This is a genomic window from Ammoniphilus soli, assembly GCF_040813775.1.
On the sequence record NZ_JBEGDL010000003.1, the window covers coordinates 158,227 to 176,508 of the forward strand.

Below are 18,282 nucleotides of genomic sequence, written 5' to 3' on the forward strand. Positions count from 1 at the left end.
AAATAATATAACAAAGTTATTAATTCTGACAGTACGAAAAAAATCATGGTTACAAAATGAGGCACACTCGTTTCCAAAACTCGGGTGTGTCTTTTTGGTTCTGTCTGAGATGTTTCCTAATCTCTAACAAAAATATTCTAATCAACTGCTCTTATTCCTGCATAGGCTAAACAGGAGCAAGGGCGATCGCCTAAGTATAGGGATAAAAATTTGAATAATGGGAGTCACACATTCAGCTTAGCAGCATATGAATAAAATCAAATGGTATACAATATACAAAGTTCAAGTGTCATGGATGTTAACATAAAGCTCATAAAAACGAAACGAAAGGATGAATCATTATGTGTGGAATTACAGGGTGGATTGATTGGCAAAGAGATTTAAGCAAGGAGAAGGAATCACTGAAAAAGATGACTACCCCTTTATATAACCGCGGACCCGATGCAGAGGGATTTTGGCTATCCCGGCATGCAGCGTTAGGCCATCGTCGCCTTGTGGTAGTCGATCCTGCAGGCGGAGCACAGCCAATGACCCGGAATATTGGGGAACGAAGCTTCACCATGGTCTATAATGGAGAGCTGTACAACACAGAAGACATTCGCAAAGAATTGTTGGATCGGGGATATCGTTTTCGTTCTCACTCGGATACAGAAGTACTCTTGACCTCCTTTATGGAGTGGGGGGAAGGATGTTTGGAAAAGCTGAACGGTATCTTTGCCTTTGCCATATGGGATGAAGCAAAGCAGCGCTTATTTGTTGCACGAGATCGCTTAGGAGTAAAGCCGCTCTTTTACACACAGTTTGGGAGTACCTTTCTCTTTGCCTCTGAACTGAAGTCCTTACTGGCCCACCCCGGGGTGAAGCCAGAGGTGGATCGAGAGGGAGTAGCTGAATTACTCGTAATGGGACCTTCCCGTACACCAGGACATGGAATTTTTCGCGGAATCAAAGAGCTGCTGCCTGGCCATTATCTCGCATATGACCGCAATCAGCTGAGACAGCAGCCCTACTGGAGCTTGTCGAGCAAGCCGCATCAAGGAGACTTGGAAGAAACGACAGAACAAGTAAGACACCTATTCCAGGATAGCGTAAAGCGACAGCTTATCGCTGACGTACCTGTCTGTACACTTCTTTCCGGTGGTCTTGATTCCAGCGCGATTACCGCTATTGCTGCTCTTTCCTACCAAAAGGAAGGGAAAGCCCCCTTGCATACCTTTTCTGTTGATTACGTTGATAACGATAAGTACTTTAAATCAAATGAATATCAACCTAATGCTGATGGTCCATGGATTAAGAGAGTCTCAGAATATTTCGGTACCGTTCATCACTCGATTACCATTGATACCCCGCAACTGGTCGATGCGCTAAAAGAGGCTTACCGTTTAAGAGATTTGCCTGGTATGGCAGATATCGATGCATCCCTTTATTTATTCTGTAAGGAAATCAAGAAAGAAGCAACAGTTGCCTTATCAGGTGAATGTGCAGATGAAGTATTTGGGGGATATCCTTGGTTTCATCGAACAGAACTTTGGTCTGACGATCGTTTTCCATGGACGAGAAACTTGGATTTTAAGCTCGGATTTTATTCTGACGAGATAAAACAAGAGATTAAAGCCGAGGATTATATGGCTGGTCGTTATCGTGAGGCGATAGCGGAAGTACCTAAACTCGAAGGAGAGGACCCAGCAGAAGAAAAAGTACGCGAAATGTTTTACTTGAATTTAACCCGTTGGATGCCCACTTTGCTGGATCGAAAAGACCGGATGAGCATGGGGGTCGGCCTGGAGGTCCGCGTGCCGTTTTGTGACCATAGGCTGGTAGAGTACGCCTGGAATATCCCCTGGCATATGAAGACGAACGGGGATCGCGAGAAAGGATTGCTGCGCCGTGCACTTCAAGAGATTCTTCCTACAGATGTCATCACTCGGAAAAAGAGCCCTTATCCGAAAACTCATAATCCCGCTTATCTGCAAGCCACAAAAAGCTGGCTCTTGGACATTCTGGAAGATCCGCAGGCACCCATTCAACCCCTTGTTAATAAAGAAGCGATTCTTCGATTCATGGAACAGCCAAATTTAATAAACCAACACATTCCGTGGTTTGGCCAGCTGATGAACCTGCCTCAGTGGTTTGCATATCTAGCCCAAGTGAATACCTGGATGGAGGAATACAAAGTCAAGCTGATCTAAAAATAAATGAAGGACGAAGAGTGCTCCGCTTCGTCCTGTTTCTATTTAAAATTAGGAAGGTAAGTGCTATCTATCTGCCGTGCCATTTATTCCTCATGACCAGTGTAATAAGCTTGTCCAGCTTTTGACTAAGCGAAATCACATCAGGATGCTGAAAATTAAAATTATGCTTTGCGGCCATTTGCTCAAGCTGGTCTTTCAATTTATGAATTTCGTCCTCCACATTAACTTGTGTAAGCACTTTAACGCCTTCTTCCTTTACTGTATTAGCATCAAAAATAATATACTAGTCTATAGTAATGGATAAAGCGATATAATTCGATCCTTTTTGCTCGTCATTTCATGACGATTCTCGACATAATCTCTTAATGAGGCTCTCCACCGAGCTTAAATCCTCCAGACCCTCAAACCATTTACAATCCGGGGCGATAATTTCATATTTATGTCCCGTTTGTTCTCCCTTTAATAGAATGAACACCTGATTGTCGTAGGGGATTTCTGCACCGATATCAAGGATTTCCCGATTATAATCCTCTTTTATCCTGGATGCTGGAAACCAGCTTTGAATTGCTTCAAATTCCTTCCTTTCAACTTCAGACCTTGGCAGAATCATCAGCATTCTCTCCTATCAGACTTTTTCACGCAACCATTTATATCATCATACCATGTTTTTCTGCCAATTAAAAAACTGTTACCATTTTTTAAAAAGCTTGCAAAGCAAAAAAACTTGATAGAATCACAGTCATAAGTCTGCAATCCTATCAAGAGTTTGGTTTATTCGACAAAGGGAGAAAAATCTCTACCTCAGTACCTGCCCGGGGGGTGCTTTGTATTTCGATTGAACCTCCATACATCTCAATGATCCGTTTACAGATCACAAGCCCTAAGCCGGTACCGTGCTTTTTAAGAGTAAAGAAGGGGTCAAAGATCTTTTTTATGACATCTAAAGGTATTCCATCCCCGGTATCTTTAATGGAAATCACGCACTGATTATCCCTTCGATAGGCCGCAATCGATAGAATACCTCCATTGGGCATGGCTTCCAGAGCATTTTTCGTCACATTTAAAATGACTTGCTTCAAGTGGTCCCGGGAACATGTCACGTAGAGCGGGGTAGAAGGTGCTGAATAAGAAAGCTGAACCTTAAACATATGAGACTCAGACTCCACAATTGGGGCAAGCTCAGTCAATACATCTGCCAAGTTAATATCCGTGAGCACTTGGACGGTGGGCTTACCCAGGACAAGAAATTCAGAAACGATGGCATTGATTCGGTCGATTTCCTGCTGAATAACAGAGAAGTAGAATTGATCCTGCTCATCTTTATGCTTTTCACTTAATAGTGTCGTCAATCCCTTAATGCCTGTCAGCGGATTGCGAATTTCATGAGCGGTACTCGCCGCTAAACTTCCGACCAGTTCCATTTTCTGTGCATCATTTTGAAGTTTTTCCAAGTTTAGCCGTCGACGCAAACGATCATAATGAACAAGAATGAACACAATATGGGTAAATATCAGGCTGATGGCAAGAGCCGTCGCCAGTGTGGAAACGTACCAGCTTCTGTCGATATCCGGAAAGCTAACGGTGATATTCCATGGCGCCCGACCTGTACTGATTGTAGCTTCGACCAGACGTTCTTGTTCTTTTTCAGGTCTTATATCGATTAGGAGTTGCCCAGTCTGATCTGAAACCTTAATCCCTTCTTCAGCTAAAGAATGTCCAAGAAATTCCTGGATATAATCCAGACGAACACTTCCGATGAGTACACCCAGTACTTGATTTTCAAGAACCACGGGAGTAGCCAGGGAGACAATATATCTGCCAGTTACCCGGCCCAGATGGGCTTTGGAAGCCGTGGTTTGCTCAGAAACGAGTGCCTTTTTAAAATAATCCCGATCAGATAAATTTACTTTTCCCGTCAGGGGATTGGTGCTAATTAGAATATCCCCCTCAGGACTGACCCAATAAAAACCCGAGAATCGAGGATCCTTCCCTTTGGTTTCCTCTAACAAATATCCGATATGGGAAAGATTTCCTTTATGAAGTTGAACCAGCAAAGCCATGGTCTCGAGGCGCCCGACTGTTTCCCCGAAAAATCCATCGATGCTCATGGCGTGGATTCCCGCATAGCGTTGGGCTTCCCTATGAATTTTTTCTCTTTCTTTCTCTGACTGCTCTTGAATATACAAATAGCTAAAAAGCAGGGAAGGAATGATGACAATGCACAAGTAAAAAAGACTATTGTTAAACCATCGTTGCTTAGTCACTGCTGTTTTAGTTTCTCCTTATATACATAGTTCAACAATATTATACATTGAAACAACTAGAGTTCATAGAAAAAAGATTGCCCAGAAATAGGCAATCTTTCACTAAGCGGTTTCTATATCACTAGCATTTATGAGATTATGCGTGCGGACAGCTCATTCGCGCAGTTTATATTTTTGAATTTTACCCGACGCAGTCATTGGAAAGTCTGTAACGATCTCTACATAATAAGGTATCTTAAGGCGAGCGATCTTCCCTTGGCAGTACTCCTGTATCCCCTCAGTGCTCAGCGATTCTCCCTCTTTCACCTTAACGAAAGCAGCCACTTGTTCTCCATAATGCTCATCGGGGACACCCACGACTTGAACGTCCAATATTTTGGGGTGTGTGTATAGGAATTCTTCGATCCCACGCGGATAAATATTTTCCCCGCCCAGTGCTCGCTCACCGATGGTAGCGTTTTCAAAAAAGTATGCACTTTTTCTCATATATAAAAGGTTCGCGTGAGATGATGATAGTATTATGTTATAATAACTGACATAGTCACGGAGCTGAAGGGGGCTAAAGAGTGAGCACCAATCAAAAAATTCTGGACATCGCTTTACAGGCTACCAAGGAATCCATCTTTTCTTCTATCCAGGAAATCAATCGGCTCCATGATGAGCTTCATCGTCAGACGCTAAGCGGGGTCGATCAATTTCTCACCACCCAATGCCATCCGCCGGCAGTTTCTTTTTGCTTTCTGGAAATGGGAAGCGGAGGAAGAGGAGAGCGCACCTTTTGGACCGACCAGGATAATGCCATGATTTATAAGTCCGATTGCATGGAAAATGACGAAATTCAGCCATTTTTGCAGCAATGGGCGGAAACAGCAGTCCAACGCCTCCTGGCAGCTGGATACCCTTTATGTGATGGGTGGGTGATGGCCAATAATCCTCGATGGCTGCAGAATATAGAAGGTTGGAAAAAGCAATGGACGGAATGGATTCGAAATTTGACAGCTAATAATATTCGCTTCATCCTTCTAGCCTTAGATATGCGACCGGTCTACGGCTCTAGTTCCCTCTTACAAGAATTCAAGGAATGGATAGGGGGAATGGATCGTTCGGCAGCCTGGATAGAACGAGTCGTTTTATATTCGTTAAATTATCCCCTTCCCATGGGGGTTTTCGGAAATCTGCTTACCTCGAGGTATGGAGATTACGCTGGCTTGTTTCACTTGAAAGAAGGTGGGTATTACCAAATGGTAGCCATTATTCGCGCTCTTTCACTTCTGGCAGGAAGCCAGCAGGCTTCCACCGTAGATCGAATTGCAGAACTCCATCAAAAAGGGTATTTTTCTGGAGAAGAAAAAAAGCAATGGGAAGATTGTCTTAGCTTTTATTTATATGCACGGCTTCATCAACATACAGCTTGCTTTCAGAATAATCAGCCTTTACAGGACTATGCTAATCTGAACGAATGGTCATCCTCTGATCTGGATAGCCTTAGAAGCCATTTGCTGTTCATTCGCAAACAGCAGAAGCGCTGGCGTAGAGAGATGGCGAAAAAAAAGCGGGGAGGTTTCTCCTAGATGCAGCGTTTTAACCAATTCGTCCATCGTTTGCTTCACCTGACTGGCCGGGCTTCCATGGAAAATGAGGCTTGGAGGAGAAGTCTAGTCCGGGAAGCAGCTGCAAATCAAAAACAACTGACTGCTCCTTTAGCTTCCCTGGTTGTAGCCGGCATTGATTCCGAAACGACCGGATTTTCACCAGAACATGGGGATGAGATCATCTCCCTAGCTGCGGTAAAGTGGAGTGCTGGCGAAAGGGACCAAAAGCCTTTCCATTCTTTGATTCAGATTAATTCCATTATTCCAGAGAACATCAGTCAATTGACAGGTATCACCATGGAGGATCTTGAACTGGCTCCGCGCCTTGAGGAAATTATGCCCCAGTTTTTCTCCTATATCGGTTCATCTGTTTTACTGGGTTATTATGTGGGGCATGACATCAAGTTCATGAATTATTTTCTCTGGAAGAAGTACCGTTCCCGCATCACGCATCGAGTCTTGGATCTTTATGGAATCATGAAATTAATCGATCCCTCCTTACCGCCTCCTACCTTTGACGAAGCCTGTTCGCGCTTCGGCATTTGCAATCCTGCACGGCATACGGCGATCGGGGATGCTTTAGCTGCTGTTTCACTCTGGGAAAAGGCCGTAACAGAACTAGAAAAACAAGGCGTATATACCTTGGAACATCTTTATCAGAAGCTGTCCAAAATCCGACATACCTCCAATTCTTAAGCAGCCGAATGGGTTGCTTTTTTCTATTCTTGGCCTAGGAACATAATTTTAACGAGAGGAATATATTTTGAGTAAGGGAAACTTTTAATCCATTGCACAACTCAGAACAGGAGGTGGCACGAATGGGAAGAACCGTCCAACGCCTTGAAAAGATAACGGATGTATTAGCTCGATTAGGCATCCTGTCTCCGGAAGAAGACCAGGAAATCCGCAGAAAAATCGAACAGCTAAAGGCTCAAAACCGGATTAGGAATGGATGAGAATATGCACCCATTGATTCTTTTTCTCATAGTGTAATAGACCAACGAAGCCGGCAACGCAAGCAAAAGTAGTATAAATACAACAGAGTTTGTTATTGCAAAAAAAGTTGGATGATTGCAAAATATAAATAAAAGCGTAGAGGTTTTTTTTGGCCCAATTGTTTGCCGAGTGCAACTCTGTTTGGGACTTGAAAGTTATCTTTTGTTGAATGGAGGAGATTGAAAGATGAATCGAGTAAAAATGATGGCTCTAAGTCTACTGTTGCTTATGGGACTTTTCCTATCTGCCTGTTCTGATCAAGCCATTTCCCCCGAGGAAAATGACAGCACGATTAAAGTGACAGCCACTACAGGAATGATTGCTGACATTGCGAAGAATGTTGGCAAAGAATGGGTGATCGTGGATGCTCTAATGGGACCAGGAGTCGATCCCCACTTGTATAAGGCTTCTCAAGGAGATATCGCCAAACTTGAGGAAGCCGATATCATCCTGTACAACGGACTGAATCTTGAGGGGAAAATGGCTGACATTTTCATCCGTATGGCAAATAAAAAGCCTGCAGTTCAGGTCACTGAACTTATTGACGAGGTAGACCTTAATGAACCCCCTGAATTTGCCGGTCACTATGATCCGCACGTTTGGTTTGATGTCCAATTATGGATGAAGGCGGTAGAACGGGTGAGGGATGCATTAATCGAGCTAGACCCTGCTCATAAAGAAAGCTATGCCCAAAACGCAGCAGCCTATTTAAAGCAACTGGAAGAATTGGACCAATATGCGAAAGAACAATTGGCCCTTATTCCTAAAGAATCGAGAGTCCTTGTAACAGCCCACGATGCCTTCGGTTATCTCGGAGAGGCCTATGACATAGAAGTCCTGGGATTGCAGGGAATTAGTACGGATGCTGAATATGGCTTAGCTGATGTTCAGGAACTCGTAGACCTTCTTGTTCAGCGAAAAATCAAAGCAGTATTTGTGGAATCCAGCGTGTCTCCTAAGGCGATTGAGGCCGTTGTCGAAGGGGCAAGGAAAAAAGGGCATGACATCAAAATTGGCGGTGAGCTTTTTTCAGACGCGATGGGTGATGAAGGAACAGAGGAAGGCACGTATATTGGGATGGTCCGCCACAATATAGATACCATCGTATCCGCCTTGAAATAGATCGGAGGAGAAAAGATGAAAGCAGCTGTTTCTATTGAAAATATGACGATCGCCTATCATAAAAAACCCGTATTGCGGGAAGTAAGCTTTGAGGCACCTGAAGGTAAGCTAATCGGAATTGTCGGCCCTAACGGGGCCGGCAAATCCACCTTAATTAAAGGAACTCTCGGCTTAGTCCCATTGGCTTCCGGTTCTGTTGAGATCTACGGGAAGCCTTATCATAGCCAGCGAAAACTGGTTGGGTATGTTCCTCAAAGGGAGTCTGTCGACTGGGATTTTCCAACCAATGCCTTGGATGTTGTCATGATGGGTAGATATGGTCATGTCGGCATGTTGAAATGGCTTAGATCCAGCGACCGAGAAATTGCTTTATCTTGCCTCGAAAAGGTAGGGATGGCGGACTTTACTGACAGGCAGATCAGTCAGCTTTCCGGCGGCCAGCAACAGCGGGTTTTCTTAGCTAGGGCCTTAGCTCAGGATGCAAAAGTATACTTTATGGATGAACCATTCGTAGGAGTAGATGCGGCCACGGAAAAAGCGATTATTTCCTTGCTCAATGAACTGAAAGCACAAGGAAAGACGGTTTTGGTTGTACATCACGACTTGCAGACTGTAAAGGAATATTTTGATTGGGTCCTGCTCATTAATTTGAGAAAAATTGCATTTGGCCCAACCGAAGAAGTGTTTACTCCTGAGAATCTGCAAAAAACTTATGGAGGCCGCCTCAACTTGATCAGTGATGGCATGAAGGCCTTTGCACAAGGGTAGGGATAAAACATGGAATTTCTGATCAATCTTTTCCAGGATCCGAATGCCCAGTGGGTGATCACCGGATGCTTGCTTCTTGGATTAAGCAGTGGGGTATTGGGGTGTTTTGCCCTTTTTAAAAAGTACAGCCTGATGGGAGATGCCGTTGCCCACGCTGCACTTCCCGGCATTTGTCTAGCCTACATGATGTATGGCTCTAAATCAATCGGTTTGTTTATGATTGGGGCTACGCTTGCGGGGTTGCTAGGCGCTTTATGCATCGGGCAGATTTCATCTTATACGAAGATCAAGCCAGATACGGCCATGGCGATTATCCTTACCGGATTCTTCGGTATTGGGATTGTTTTACTAACGAAGATATCTCAATCGGGAAATGCCAACCAAAGCGGACTAGATGCCTTTCTTTTCGGTAAGGCCGCATCTTTAGTAGGCACAGATGTGCAGGTCATCAGTTTGGTTGCACTGTTACTCGTAACCGTCACGTTCCTTTTATTTAAGGAACTTAAGCTTCTTTGCTTTGACCCGCAATTCGGAAAAGGCATCGGATTGCCCATGGGAGCGTTAAATACCCTCCTGATGCTGATGATCGTTTTAGCTGTGGTCATTGGTTTGCAGGCAGTGGGCGTTGTTCTCATGGCAGCCATGTTGATCATTCCCTCCGTAGCGGCAAGATATTGGACAGAAAAGCTTAACCACATGGTCATCCTCTCAGGGATCTTCGGAGCCCTCTCTGGAGTTCTGGGAACCATTTTTAGTGCTTTAACTCCTAACTTGCCAACCGGCCCGGTCATTGTGCTTGCGGCAACAACGATGTTTTTGATTTCTCTTCTGCTCGCCCCAAAAAGAGGATTGGCTGCCAAAGGGCTCCGGCACATGAAATTACGAAAAAAGATTATGCTGGAAAATATTCTCCAATCCCTATATGACTTGAGCGAAAAAGATTATTTGGCAGATAAGCCTTGGCAAGAGGGCTACACGCCCCTAGAATTGCAAAAGCTCAGACCCCAGAATGGCCGGGTGTTCCAAAAAGGACTTTCCATCTTAAACCGTTCAGGCCATGTCAGATCATCGGGCTCGAAATGGTCGCTTACAGAAAAAGGACATCAAGAAGCTTATACTATCACACTGAACCATCGGCTCTATGAAATGTTCCTGATGAATCAAGCACAGTATAGCTCCCTGCACATCAACCATGAGACGGGCAACATACAAGATCAGGTTGACGATGAAGTCCTGCAGGAGCTTCAGCATTATCTTGTGGATCACAACCGAAAACCCCGGCTCATTCCGCACGTGGAGTATCGGGTAGATAAAAAGTATAGGGATTACTATAAAGGCGCCCCCTCGAAAGGAGGAGATATATAATGAGCCACGGAGCTTGGATTATCCTCATCGGAGCTTTAGTTGCTTCCTCCTGCGGATTTGTCGGATGTTTTTTGATTCTGAGAAAGATGGCAATGCTCGGGGATGCCATCAGCCATGCTATCCTTCCGGGTATCGTTCTCGCCTTCCTCATTAGTCAAAGCATGGATGGCATCATTATGCTTGCCGGGGCCACCGTAGTAGGACTGCTGACCGCGTTGTTTATCCAGACTCTGCATAACAGCGGGGTTCAGTCGGATGCGGCCATCGGTGTTACGTTTACTGCATTGTTTTCCATCGGAGTCGTGCTCGTGTCTCTCTTTACCTCCAAAGTTCACCTCGATCTGCAGCATGTGTTGTATGGAGAAATCGCCTATGCGCCCTGGGAGCTCATCACGCTCGCCGGGATTGAAATGCCAAGAGCGGTATGGATGATGGGGGGCGTGTTCATTCTAACCCTCTTGCTTATAGGGGTCTTTTACAAGGAAATTAAGCTGGCTTCCTTTGATCCGCAGTTGGCAACGGCCCTCGGCATTCCGGTCCTTTGGCTGCATTACCTGCTTATGGGGCTGGTTTCAATGAATACTGTAGCTGCTTTTGAGAGTGTAGGTGCGATCCTGGTCGTTGCCATGCTGGTTATCCCGGGAGCGACCGCCTTCTTATTGACCGATCGCTTGAGCAGTATGCTGCTGCTTAGCATCTTTTTGGGAACGCTAGCCTCTTTTGGAGGTTACTTCTTGGCTGTGCTTTGGGACGTTTCCATATCTGGGTCCATCACGGTTTTTTCCTTGCTGCTCTTCATATTGTCGTTTTTCTTTTCCCCTCGGCAGGGAGTCATTTCCAAATGGCTGTCATACAAAAGGCTGCAAAGTGAACATACTATAAAACAATAATAAGCAAGAATGAATAGGGGTCTAAAAGATTCCTATTTTTTCTTTCCTTTTCCTATCAAGTGGTGGTAAGATAATTCACATAAACAATTTTGGAGATTTAGCAATACGAAATTAATGTAAAGAAATGTAGGAGTGAGAGACGTGAAAGATCAAATTAAACGCGCCCATAATTTTAATGCTGGCCCATCTGCTTTACCCTTATCCGTACTGCAAAAAGCGCAAGAGGAACTTGTCGACTTCCGTGGCAATGGGATGTCTGTAATGGAATTGAGCCATCGAAGCGCTGCTTTTGAAGAGGTGCACAATCAAGCTATCGCTACCTTGAAATCCCTGCTTTCCATCCCTGACGATTATGAAGTCCTATTCCTTCAAGGGGGGGCAAGCTTGCAATTCAGCATGGTTCCTATGAACTTTTTACAGCAGGACAAGCGTGCTGCTTATGTCATGACAGGATCTTGGTCTGAGAAGGCCATCGAAGAAGCCAAATTGTTCGGCCAACCTTATGAAGCGGCCAGCACCAAGGGAGAAAAGTATCGCAGAATTCCGACCGTAGATGAGCTTCGCTACGATCCGACCGATGCTTATATACACATCACTTCCAACAACACAATCTATGGTACCCAGTGGAATGAATTTCCGGATACGGGAGACGTTCCATTGGTTGCCGATATGTCCAGCGACATTTTTTCCAAGCCATTTGATGTAAGCAAGTTTGCTTTGATTTATGCTGGAGCCCAAAAGAACCTTGGACCTTCTGGCGTAACGGTAGTTATAGTCCGTAAAGACATAATTGAAAAAGCCAACAAGAATATTCCAACCATGCTTCGTTATAGCACCTATGCGAAGAACAACTCGCTATATAACACGCCTCCGACGTTTGGAATTTACATGCTCGGCGAAGTGTTGAATTGGGTCAAGGAAATCGGCGGATTGGAGCAGATCGCTAAACTTAACCAGGAAAAAGCGGCTCTGATCTACGACGTGATTGATGCCAGCCAAGGTTTCTATGTAGGCCATGCGGAATTGAACAGCCGTTCTTTGATGAACATTACCTTCCGTTTAAGCGATGAAGAGCTAGAGAAAAAATTCCTAGCTGAAGCGAAGAAAGAAGGATTCGTGGGAGTAAATGGCCATCGTTCTGTTGGCGGCTGCCGTGCATCTACGTACAACGCTGTACCGTATGAGTCCTGTAAAGCGTTCAGTGAATTTATGGTTCAGTTTCAAAAGGTAAATGGTTAAAAGAGAAGAGGGTATCCTCTAAGAGCCGAGCTTTTAGGGGATACCCTTTCCTCTTGCACAAAATAAAATCATGCACCAATTGGGGTTAAGGGCTATATCCTATGGTAAGGAAAGGGAAGGAGAGTTGCTGCGTGCCGGCAACTCTCTTTTTCTAGCAGATGCCTGTAGAGAAGGGAAGTACCGCAATGATTCAACAACCCAAGAAATTAGCTTCATTTCTTAAGAAGGTGGGAAATGAAATTGCCCGGCAATTCGAAGACAACCACGTGTCCACGATTCTCCATGGGGGAATCGTCCTGAAAGAATTTTCTCTGCCATATAGCGATATTGATCTTGTCGTTGTGATGCACCAACTCACGCATAGGGATCTACAGGATCTGTCCAACCTGTGGAATGGTCTCGCCCAAAAACACCCATTCGGTGAGAAATTGTGGATTAATGTATTCGAGCGAGACCTCCTGCAGACAGGTCATGGGACTTCCTGGACAATCAGCAAGAAAGGCATACGTCCATCCCAGGGAATGCCTATCGACGGCATGGAGCTACACACCTTGCTGAATCACGGAAAAACGTTAAAAGGAGAAAACATTATACCCCTTTTTCCTCAGTTGGCCAAGGATTATCAAATCCGGGAGCTGGGTACTTTTCTTCGAGTGCTGGAGACATATTCCACGACATCCCCATTGCAGCCCCAATTTCACCAATCTTCTCCAATAGATGATGAGATAAGCATTATCCTATCGTTCCCGCGTTATCTATATAATCTTCAAACCGATATGATCCTGACGAAATCCCGCGCAGCCAAATGGTATGCCCAAAAATATACCCCCTTTCGTGCAGATTTTCTTTCTCTTGCCCGTTACCGTATTGATCCTCAATCCATGAGTCCCAAAAAGGTCTTTGCTATATATGAGAAAGCTCCAAAAATGGTTTCGTATTTCTGGAAAGAATATTTTAAGCATTTAGGGGTTAACCATGTTGTTCCGGATCCGCCCATCTTTCCTCATCATGTTCAATATGATGAAACATTTAGGGAAATTCGAGTGGGCTTGCATCAGTTGCTTTCCAAATCGGCTGACCTTTTCTGAGCGAATACGCTTTGAATTCCCTTTTGTTCGTCTTGAATGAACTGAAGGATTTTCCATTCTCTAAACAAATCCTGCAATTCAAAGGGCTTCAACTTAAACCTGGAATTCATGTGTTCGTTTGTTCCAGCAGCTTCATAGAAGGTCTCAAAAAAGATGAAGCCCCCTTCCTTTACCACGCTTTTTAGGGATTTATATAGTTGACGATCCAAAAAGTAAGTAACGACGACTAAATCATAGAGCTCTGGGGGCAGTGAGGCCTTATCTAAATCTACTTGACTGGCTGTGATGGGCAAGTTGTCCTGCTTCGCTTTCTGTTGCAGATAAGATACAGCCACATCCGAAACGTCGAGGGAAATGACCTGATATCCATGCTTCGCTAAATAAAGACTGTTTCCGCCTAAACCGCAAGCTACATCAAGGCACATTCCTCCAACGAGATAGGAGGATAAGCTGCGCAATGTGTCATTGGCAGCCGGAGCATCCCCTTGTACTTTATCTTGATATTTAGCATTCCATTTAAGTCGATCCCGCTCAGCCATGATTTCTCCTCCTTACCCTTTAATCATTGATGCAAACGCTTAATTCTACTATACTTTAACTGAATCCCCAAAAGAAAGATTTGGAAATAAGCTTTTAACAGAAAGAAAAAGGGGGAGAGTCTATGGCAGTTGCTGAATCCCATGTTCTAACCGATATCAGAAGCGGAATCGGATGGATTACGTTAAACCGCCCTCGAGCGTTAAATGCCTTGTCGTTTGAAATGGTTACCACCCTGGATCCAAAGCGAATAATCGAAGAAATTATTCATTCCCTAAAACGGTCCGCCAGTCAAGGAAATGCTTGGGCGGAGGAGAAGGAGAGAGCCCTTCAAGAAAAGTCTCCTACGTCTCTAAAGATTGCCTTAGAGCAATTAAAGCGGGGGCGCCAGCTGACTCTAGGTGAATGCTTCCAGATGGAGCTGAACCTGGGGATGAATTTCATGGTCAGTCATGATTTTCATGAAGGGGTAAGAGCGGTCGTCGTGAATAAGGACCGCCAACCGCGTTGGAATCCAGGCTCCATCGAAGAGGTAAGCAAAGAACTCGTTGACTCCTACTTTACATTTTCATGGGGAACAAAGGGCAATCCCTTAGTGATCTTTAGTAGGGAGAAAGGGAGGTCATCCCTTAAGATGACTTTCCCCGAGCATCCACTTTCCAGACATCAACGATCTTGCCCTCGCTAACTACAAATACTTGATCTGTCAAATTGACGACAGGGCAGCTATGATTAGGAATAATCTCAATGATGTCTCCCACTCGGAGTGAAGTAGCGCCGTGAACCTGCAGGATCCCGTGTTCCTCGGATAACCGGGCTATCGTGATCTCAGGATGTCCTATCACTCGCCCAAAGCCTGAAACCCCGGAGGTTCCATGGGCCCCCTGATCGAGGGCCAAGGTTTTAGCCCCTGCATCAATAATGAGACGGTCGCTCGTGGGTTGGCTTACAACCCGAGCTGCGACGCGCAGGGCGCATTGTTCTTCAGTTGCTGCACCTAAGCGAACCTGAGTCAGGTCATTAAATACATAGTTGCCAGGGCGTATTTCCGTGACCCCTTGAACTTGTCCCGAGATGCGAACCGTGGGAGTAGCCCCGACGCTGACGGCTGAGACCTCAAACCCGTTCTTGCGGAGAAGAGCCGCAGTTTCTACCATCGTTGAACCTTCTTCTTGAGCAATTTTCCTAACTTGTTCAGCTCCGGAAGCCCCATACGCATGCCCTGCATGAGTGAGGATTCCATTCAGGCAGATCCCTGGAATTTTGGCAAGTTCACGATAAACGCCTAAGGCCTCTTGGAAAGGCTGGACCCCGCATCGCTTCAGACCCGTATCAATTTCTAACAAAACCCTAAAGCGGATTCCGCGGTCGACGGCAAATTGGGAAAGCGCCTGGGCCTGCTCCAATCCGTCTAGTACCGTTACCGCCTTCGCTCTATTCATCAACTTCTCTAGGCGTTCCAGCTTGCCTTTCCCTACCATGGGATAGGCAATGAGAATGTCTGTAATGCCATGCTCAGCCATCACTTCGGCTTCCCCCAATTTAGCGGTAGTGATACCGATAGCTCCAGCTTCAAGCTGCATGCGAGCAATTGGAATGAGCTTATGAGTCTTGATATGGGGACGAAGATCCACCCCGTTCGCCTTAGAGAATGCTGCCATACTTGCGATGTTTTGTTTTAGAATGCTCTCGTGAACCAGTACAGCAGGTGTTTCAATATCCGCATGAAGCCAATTTTTTCTCATCACACGATCCTTTCGGTTCATTTTTACCTTATTGTACCATACCGCTTTTCCGCTAGTTAAACGCTCGACCTACATGGATTGGATCAGTTATGATAATTCATGTACATAAACTCGTTTGGAGGAGATTTTGCCATGTCTAAACTGCTTGAGCCTTTCGTTCTTAAAAATTTAGAGTTGAAAAACCGTATTGTCATGCCTCCGATGTGCCAGTATTCTGCGCTAGAGAAAGATGGGATGCCAACGGAATGGCACTATGTCCACTATACAAGCCGTGCCATCGGGGGAACCGGTTTAATTATCATTGAAATGACGAATGTCGAGGATCGCGGACGCATTTCGGATCAGTGCCTGGGCATCTGGAGTGATGAGCATATCCCGGCTTTCCGGCAAATCATTGAAGAATGTCATAAATATGGAGCGAAAGTAGCCATTCAGATCGGCCATGCCGGAAGAAAGGCACAAGATGCCCCGCTCCCTGTTTCATGCTCCCCCATTGCTTTTAACGAGCGGTTTACAATGCCCCATGAGCTAACAACCAAAGAGGTGGAAAAGATGGTCAAAAGCTTTCAGGCAGGTGTTGCAAGGGCTATTCAAGCTGGAGTGGATACGGTAGAACTCCATGGGGCCCACGGCTATCTCATCCACCAATTTTCCTCCGCCTATACAAACAAACGCTCGGACAAGTATGGTCAGGACAAGTTTCTTTTTGGGGAAGAAGTCATACGTGCCGCGAAAGACGTCATGCCCAAGGACATGCCGCTCATCATGCGTATATCGGCTGCCGAGTATGTGGATGGAGGATATCAAGTCGACTATGCCGTGGAAATGGCTAAACGTTATCGAAATGCAGGAGTGGATCTTTTCCACATCTCCTCTGGCGGTGAAGGGCCTATTGGTTCCTCTGGGCGCCCAGGCGCTCACCCTGGCTATCAGGTTCCCTTAGCGGAGCGAATCAGGAGGGAAGCGGACGTTCCTGTCATCGCTGTAGGAAGATTAGACAGTGCCCAGCTAGCGGAATCCATTATCGGAAATAATCAGGCAGATCTTGTAGCTGTAGGCCGCGGCATGCTTAGAAATCCTTTTTGGGCAAATGAAGCATCATTGCTCTTAGAAGGCAAACCGCTGACGCCCAAAGCTTACGAAAGAGCTTATTAGATAATGGCTATCCCCGAACCGTCGATTATGTTATAGTAATAAACGAGTGTTCGTAATTCCCGCCACTCAAACAAAAAAACTAGGGAGAGAAAATAAAAAGCGATCCCGCTCCCATATGATGATGTATGGGAGCTTTTATTTTCTCCAGAGGAGGGCATTATGTCTCAATATAAAATCCCCACACGGGTGCAAAAACTAGGCGAAGACATTTCATTTGAACAATTGAAATATCATCATCGACGGGTAGGTGTCGTTAAGGAATTTACGTTTGATGCTGCCCATCATCTTCATGCGTATGACGGAAAATGTGTAAATCTGCATGGACATACGTATAAAGCGGTCATCCATTTCAGCGGTTTTGTTAATTCCATTGGAATCGTGGTTGATTTTGGGGAGATCAAGAAAATCTTTAAGGAACGGATCGAAGCAAAGCTTGATCACCAGTATTTGAATGAAGTGCTGCCGGCGATGAACACGACAGCTGAAAATATGATCGTTTGGATCTGGGAGCAGCTGGACATTGCCTTATCGGAAATGAATAGCGAGAGCCTTCGGATCGAGGAGATCACCTTGTATGAGACCCCAACCAGCTACGCTTATCTGAAGCGGGAATGGATGGCGGACTAATGGAACAAACGATGCGATTGCCGATGGTAGAAATCTTTGAGACGGTGGAAGGAGAAGGACTTCAAGCGGGGTTTCTGACCACCTTTGTGCGTCTATACAATTGCAATCTCCGCTGCACGTGGTGTGATACCAAGTACAGCTATGCACCTCATCCGCCTGAATTCTACGCTACCATCGAAGAGATAGTGAACGAAGTGAAAAAGTATCAAAATCCCTCCATCTGTTTGACTGGAGGGGAGCCGCTCATGCACGGGGCCAAATCGATGGCTCTGATCGAGGCTCTTGCTGAACTCCCCTTTGTGGAGGATATTCATATTGAAACCAACGGCGCCGTGGATCTAAACTCCTTCCATGAGCTCAGAAAGTCCACTCGGCAGGTTGGAGAAAAAATGCGATTTATCTTGGACTACAAGCTTACTTCAAGCGGGGAAACTGAAAGGATGATCATGGCTAACTTCCTCTGCCTGCAACCCTGCGATGAAATTAAGTTTGTCATTGCCAATGAGGAAGAGTTCAGAGAGGCTTCAGTCGTGATCAAGCACTGCTATAGGCAAGGGCAGATTCTTTTTAGTCCGGTCTGGGAAGCACTTGCTCCCGCTGAGCTGGTCAAGATGATGCTGGAATCCCCCTATAAACAGGCCAAATTAAGTTTGCAAACCCATAAATACATCTGGCATCCGGATACGAAAGGAGTGTAGGCAC

General features: G+C 45.4%; 19 protein-coding genes and 1 pseudogene. 14 read left to right on the forward strand and 6 right to left on the reverse strand.

Annotated features, from left to right (window positions below):
- Positions 1-341 precede the first annotated feature (341 nt).
- Positions 342-2,189 (forward strand): asparagine synthase (glutamine-hydrolyzing), encoded by a 1,848-nt coding sequence (asnB, locus tag ABLT31_RS08265; RefSeq protein ID WP_367750599.1) that lies wholly within the window; start codon positions 342-344, stop codon positions 2,187-2,189.
- A gap of 70 nt (positions 2,190-2,259) precedes the next feature.
- Here the strand turns inward: asnB and ABLT31_RS08270 are convergent, their stop codons facing one another.
- The 4 genes and pseudogenes from ABLT31_RS08270 to ABLT31_RS08285 all read right to left on the reverse strand — a co-directional run.
- Complete coding sequence (locus ABLT31_RS08270) at positions 2,260-2,430, reverse strand: aspartyl-phosphate phosphatase Spo0E family protein (protein WP_367750600.1); 171 nt, start codon at positions 2,428-2,430, stop codon at positions 2,260-2,262.
- Positions 2,431-2,529: 99 nt separating this feature from the next.
- Complete coding sequence (locus ABLT31_RS08275) at positions 2,530-2,802, reverse strand: hypothetical protein (protein WP_367750602.1); 273 nt, start codon at positions 2,800-2,802, stop codon at positions 2,530-2,532.
- Between the two features lie 148 nt (positions 2,803-2,950).
- On the reverse strand, positions 2,951-4,456 hold the full coding sequence (locus ABLT31_RS08280) for an ATP-binding protein (protein ID WP_367750604.1): 1,506 nt from the start codon (positions 4,454-4,456) through the stop codon (positions 2,951-2,953).
- A gap of 153 nt (positions 4,457-4,609) precedes the next feature.
- Positions 4,610-4,888: pseudogene (locus ABLT31_RS08285) on the reverse strand (AMP-binding enzyme); the annotation flags it as partial.
- A gap of 134 nt (positions 4,889-5,022) precedes the next feature.
- On the opposite strand from ABLT31_RS08285, the gene ABLT31_RS08290 reads away from it, so the two are divergent.
- The 9 genes from ABLT31_RS08290 (at position 5,023) to ABLT31_RS08330 (ending at position 13,516) form a co-directional block, all read left to right on the forward strand.
- Positions 5,023-6,027, forward strand: coding sequence for a DUF294 nucleotidyltransferase-like domain-containing protein (locus ABLT31_RS08290; protein WP_367750606.1), 1,005 nt, complete (start codon positions 5,023-5,025; stop codon positions 6,025-6,027).
- The gene (locus ABLT31_RS08295) at positions 6,028-6,744 is read left to right on the forward strand and encodes an exonuclease domain-containing protein (protein WP_367750608.1); all 717 of its coding nucleotides are present in this window, start codon (positions 6,028-6,030) and stop codon (positions 6,742-6,744) included.
- Positions 6,745-6,866: 122 nt separating this feature from the next.
- The gene (locus ABLT31_RS08300) at positions 6,867-7,004 is read left to right on the forward strand and encodes a hypothetical protein (protein ID WP_367750610.1); all 138 of its coding nucleotides are present in this window, start codon (positions 6,867-6,869) and stop codon (positions 7,002-7,004) included.
- A 226-nt stretch (positions 7,005-7,230) separates the two neighbouring features.
- The gene (locus tag ABLT31_RS08305) at positions 7,231-8,166 is read left to right on the forward strand and encodes a metal ABC transporter solute-binding protein, Zn/Mn family (protein WP_367750612.1); all 936 of its coding nucleotides are present in this window, start codon (positions 7,231-7,233) and stop codon (positions 8,164-8,166) included.
- A gap of 15 nt (positions 8,167-8,181) precedes the next feature.
- On the forward strand, positions 8,182-8,934 hold the full coding sequence (locus ABLT31_RS08310; RefSeq protein ID WP_367750614.1) for a metal ABC transporter ATP-binding protein: 753 nt from the start codon (positions 8,182-8,184) through the stop codon (positions 8,932-8,934).
- A gap of 9 nt (positions 8,935-8,943) precedes the next feature.
- On the forward strand, positions 8,944-10,299 hold the full coding sequence (locus ABLT31_RS08315; RefSeq protein WP_367750616.1) for a metal ABC transporter permease: 1,356 nt from the start codon (positions 8,944-8,946) through the stop codon (positions 10,297-10,299).
- On the forward strand, positions 10,299-11,189 hold the full coding sequence (locus tag ABLT31_RS08320; RefSeq protein WP_367750617.1) for a metal ABC transporter permease: 891 nt from the start codon (positions 10,299-10,301) through the stop codon (positions 11,187-11,189). Before ABLT31_RS08315 ends, ABLT31_RS08320 begins: the two co-directional genes overlap by 1 nt.
- Positions 11,190-11,330: 141 nt before the next feature.
- A complete protein-coding gene (gene serC / locus ABLT31_RS08325) occupies positions 11,331-12,428 on the forward strand; it encodes a 3-phosphoserine/phosphohydroxythreonine transaminase (protein ID WP_367750619.1) in 1,098 nt (365 codons plus the stop codon).
- A 158-nt stretch (positions 12,429-12,586) separates the two neighbouring features.
- Positions 12,587-13,516: an aminoglycoside adenylyltransferase domain-containing protein gene (locus ABLT31_RS08330; RefSeq protein ID WP_367750621.1), complete on the forward strand. Its 930-nt coding sequence runs from the start codon at positions 12,587-12,589 to the stop codon at positions 13,514-13,516.
- On the opposite strand, the gene ABLT31_RS08335 is transcribed toward ABLT31_RS08330, so the two are convergent.
- A complete protein-coding gene (locus ABLT31_RS08335; RefSeq protein WP_367750624.1) occupies positions 13,483-14,055 on the reverse strand; it encodes a class I SAM-dependent methyltransferase in 573 nt (190 codons plus the stop codon). The two genes, ABLT31_RS08330 and ABLT31_RS08335, sit on opposite strands and share 34 nt — an antisense overlap.
- 122 nt (positions 14,056-14,177) lie before the next feature.
- Here ABLT31_RS08335 and ABLT31_RS08340 point away from each other — a divergent pair, with 122 nt between their 5' ends.
- Entirely contained in the window at positions 14,178-14,741 is a 564-nt protein-coding gene (locus ABLT31_RS08340) for an enoyl-CoA hydratase/isomerase family protein (RefSeq protein ID WP_367750626.1), read from the forward strand.
- Here the strand turns inward: ABLT31_RS08340 and ABLT31_RS08345 are convergent.
- The gene (locus ABLT31_RS08345) at positions 14,683-15,819 is read right to left on the reverse strand and encodes an alanine racemase (RefSeq protein ID WP_367750628.1); all 1,137 of its coding nucleotides are present in this window, start codon (positions 15,817-15,819) and stop codon (positions 14,683-14,685) included. The two genes, ABLT31_RS08340 and ABLT31_RS08345, sit on opposite strands and share 59 nt — an antisense overlap.
- 111 nt (positions 15,820-15,930) lie before the next feature.
- On the opposite strand from ABLT31_RS08345, the gene ABLT31_RS08350 reads away from it, so the two are divergent.
- From ABLT31_RS08350 to ABLT31_RS08360, 3 genes are all read left to right on the forward strand, one after another.
- Positions 15,931-16,953 carry an NADH:flavin oxidoreductase/NADH oxidase gene (locus ABLT31_RS08350; RefSeq protein ID WP_367750630.1) on the forward strand — a complete coding sequence of 341 codons (1,023 nt, stop codon included), beginning with the start codon at positions 15,931-15,933 and terminating at the stop codon, positions 16,951-16,953.
- A 159-nt stretch (positions 16,954-17,112) separates the two neighbouring features.
- On the forward strand, positions 17,113-17,580 hold the full coding sequence (gene queD, locus ABLT31_RS08355; protein ID WP_367750632.1) for a 6-carboxytetrahydropterin synthase QueD: 468 nt from the start codon (positions 17,113-17,115) through the stop codon (positions 17,578-17,580).
- Complete coding sequence (locus ABLT31_RS08360) at positions 17,580-18,278, forward strand: 7-carboxy-7-deazaguanine synthase QueE (RefSeq protein ID WP_367750634.1); 699 nt, start codon at positions 17,580-17,582, stop codon at positions 18,276-18,278. Before queD ends, ABLT31_RS08360 begins: the two co-directional genes overlap by 1 nt.
- The last annotated feature ends 4 nt before the right edge of the window (positions 18,279-18,282 follow it).

Coding starts and splice junctions, on each gene's coding strand:
- asnB (WP_367750599.1), top strand. CDS start 342: ATGTGTGGAATTACAGGGTGGATTGATTGGCAAAGAGATTTAAGCAAG.
- ABLT31_RS08275 (WP_367750602.1), bottom strand. CDS start 2,802: ATGATTCTGCCAAGGTCTGAAGTTGAAAGGAAGGAATTTGAAGCAATT.
- ABLT31_RS08295 (WP_367750608.1), top strand. CDS start 6,028: ATGCAGCGTTTTAACCAATTCGTCCATCGTTTGCTTCACCTGACTGGC.
- ABLT31_RS08300 (WP_367750610.1), top strand. CDS start 6,867: ATGGGAAGAACCGTCCAACGCCTTGAAAAGATAACGGATGTATTAGCT.
- ABLT31_RS08305 (WP_367750612.1), top strand. CDS start 7,231: ATGAATCGAGTAAAAATGATGGCTCTAAGTCTACTGTTGCTTATGGGA.
- ABLT31_RS08310 (WP_367750614.1), top strand. CDS start 8,182: ATGAAAGCAGCTGTTTCTATTGAAAATATGACGATCGCCTATCATAAA.
- ABLT31_RS08315 (WP_367750616.1), top strand. CDS start 8,944: ATGGAATTTCTGATCAATCTTTTCCAGGATCCGAATGCCCAGTGGGTG.
- ABLT31_RS08320 (WP_367750617.1), top strand. CDS start 10,299: ATGAGCCACGGAGCTTGGATTATCCTCATCGGAGCTTTAGTTGCTTCC.
- ABLT31_RS08330 (WP_367750621.1), top strand. CDS start 12,587: ATGCCTGTAGAGAAGGGAAGTACCGCAATGATTCAACAACCCAAGAAA.
- ABLT31_RS08335 (WP_367750624.1), bottom strand. CDS start 14,055: ATGGCTGAGCGGGATCGACTTAAATGGAATGCTAAATATCAAGATAAA.
- ABLT31_RS08340 (WP_367750626.1), top strand. CDS start 14,178: ATGGCAGTTGCTGAATCCCATGTTCTAACCGATATCAGAAGCGGAATC.
- ABLT31_RS08345 (WP_367750628.1), bottom strand. CDS start 15,819: ATGAACCGAAAGGATCGTGTGATGAGAAAAAATTGGCTTCATGCGGAT.
- ABLT31_RS08350 (WP_367750630.1), top strand. CDS start 15,931: ATGTCTAAACTGCTTGAGCCTTTCGTTCTTAAAAATTTAGAGTTGAAA.
- queD (WP_367750632.1), top strand. CDS start 17,113: ATGTCTCAATATAAAATCCCCACACGGGTGCAAAAACTAGGCGAAGAC.
- ABLT31_RS08360 (WP_367750634.1), top strand. CDS start 17,580: ATGGAACAAACGATGCGATTGCCGATGGTAGAAATCTTTGAGACGGTG.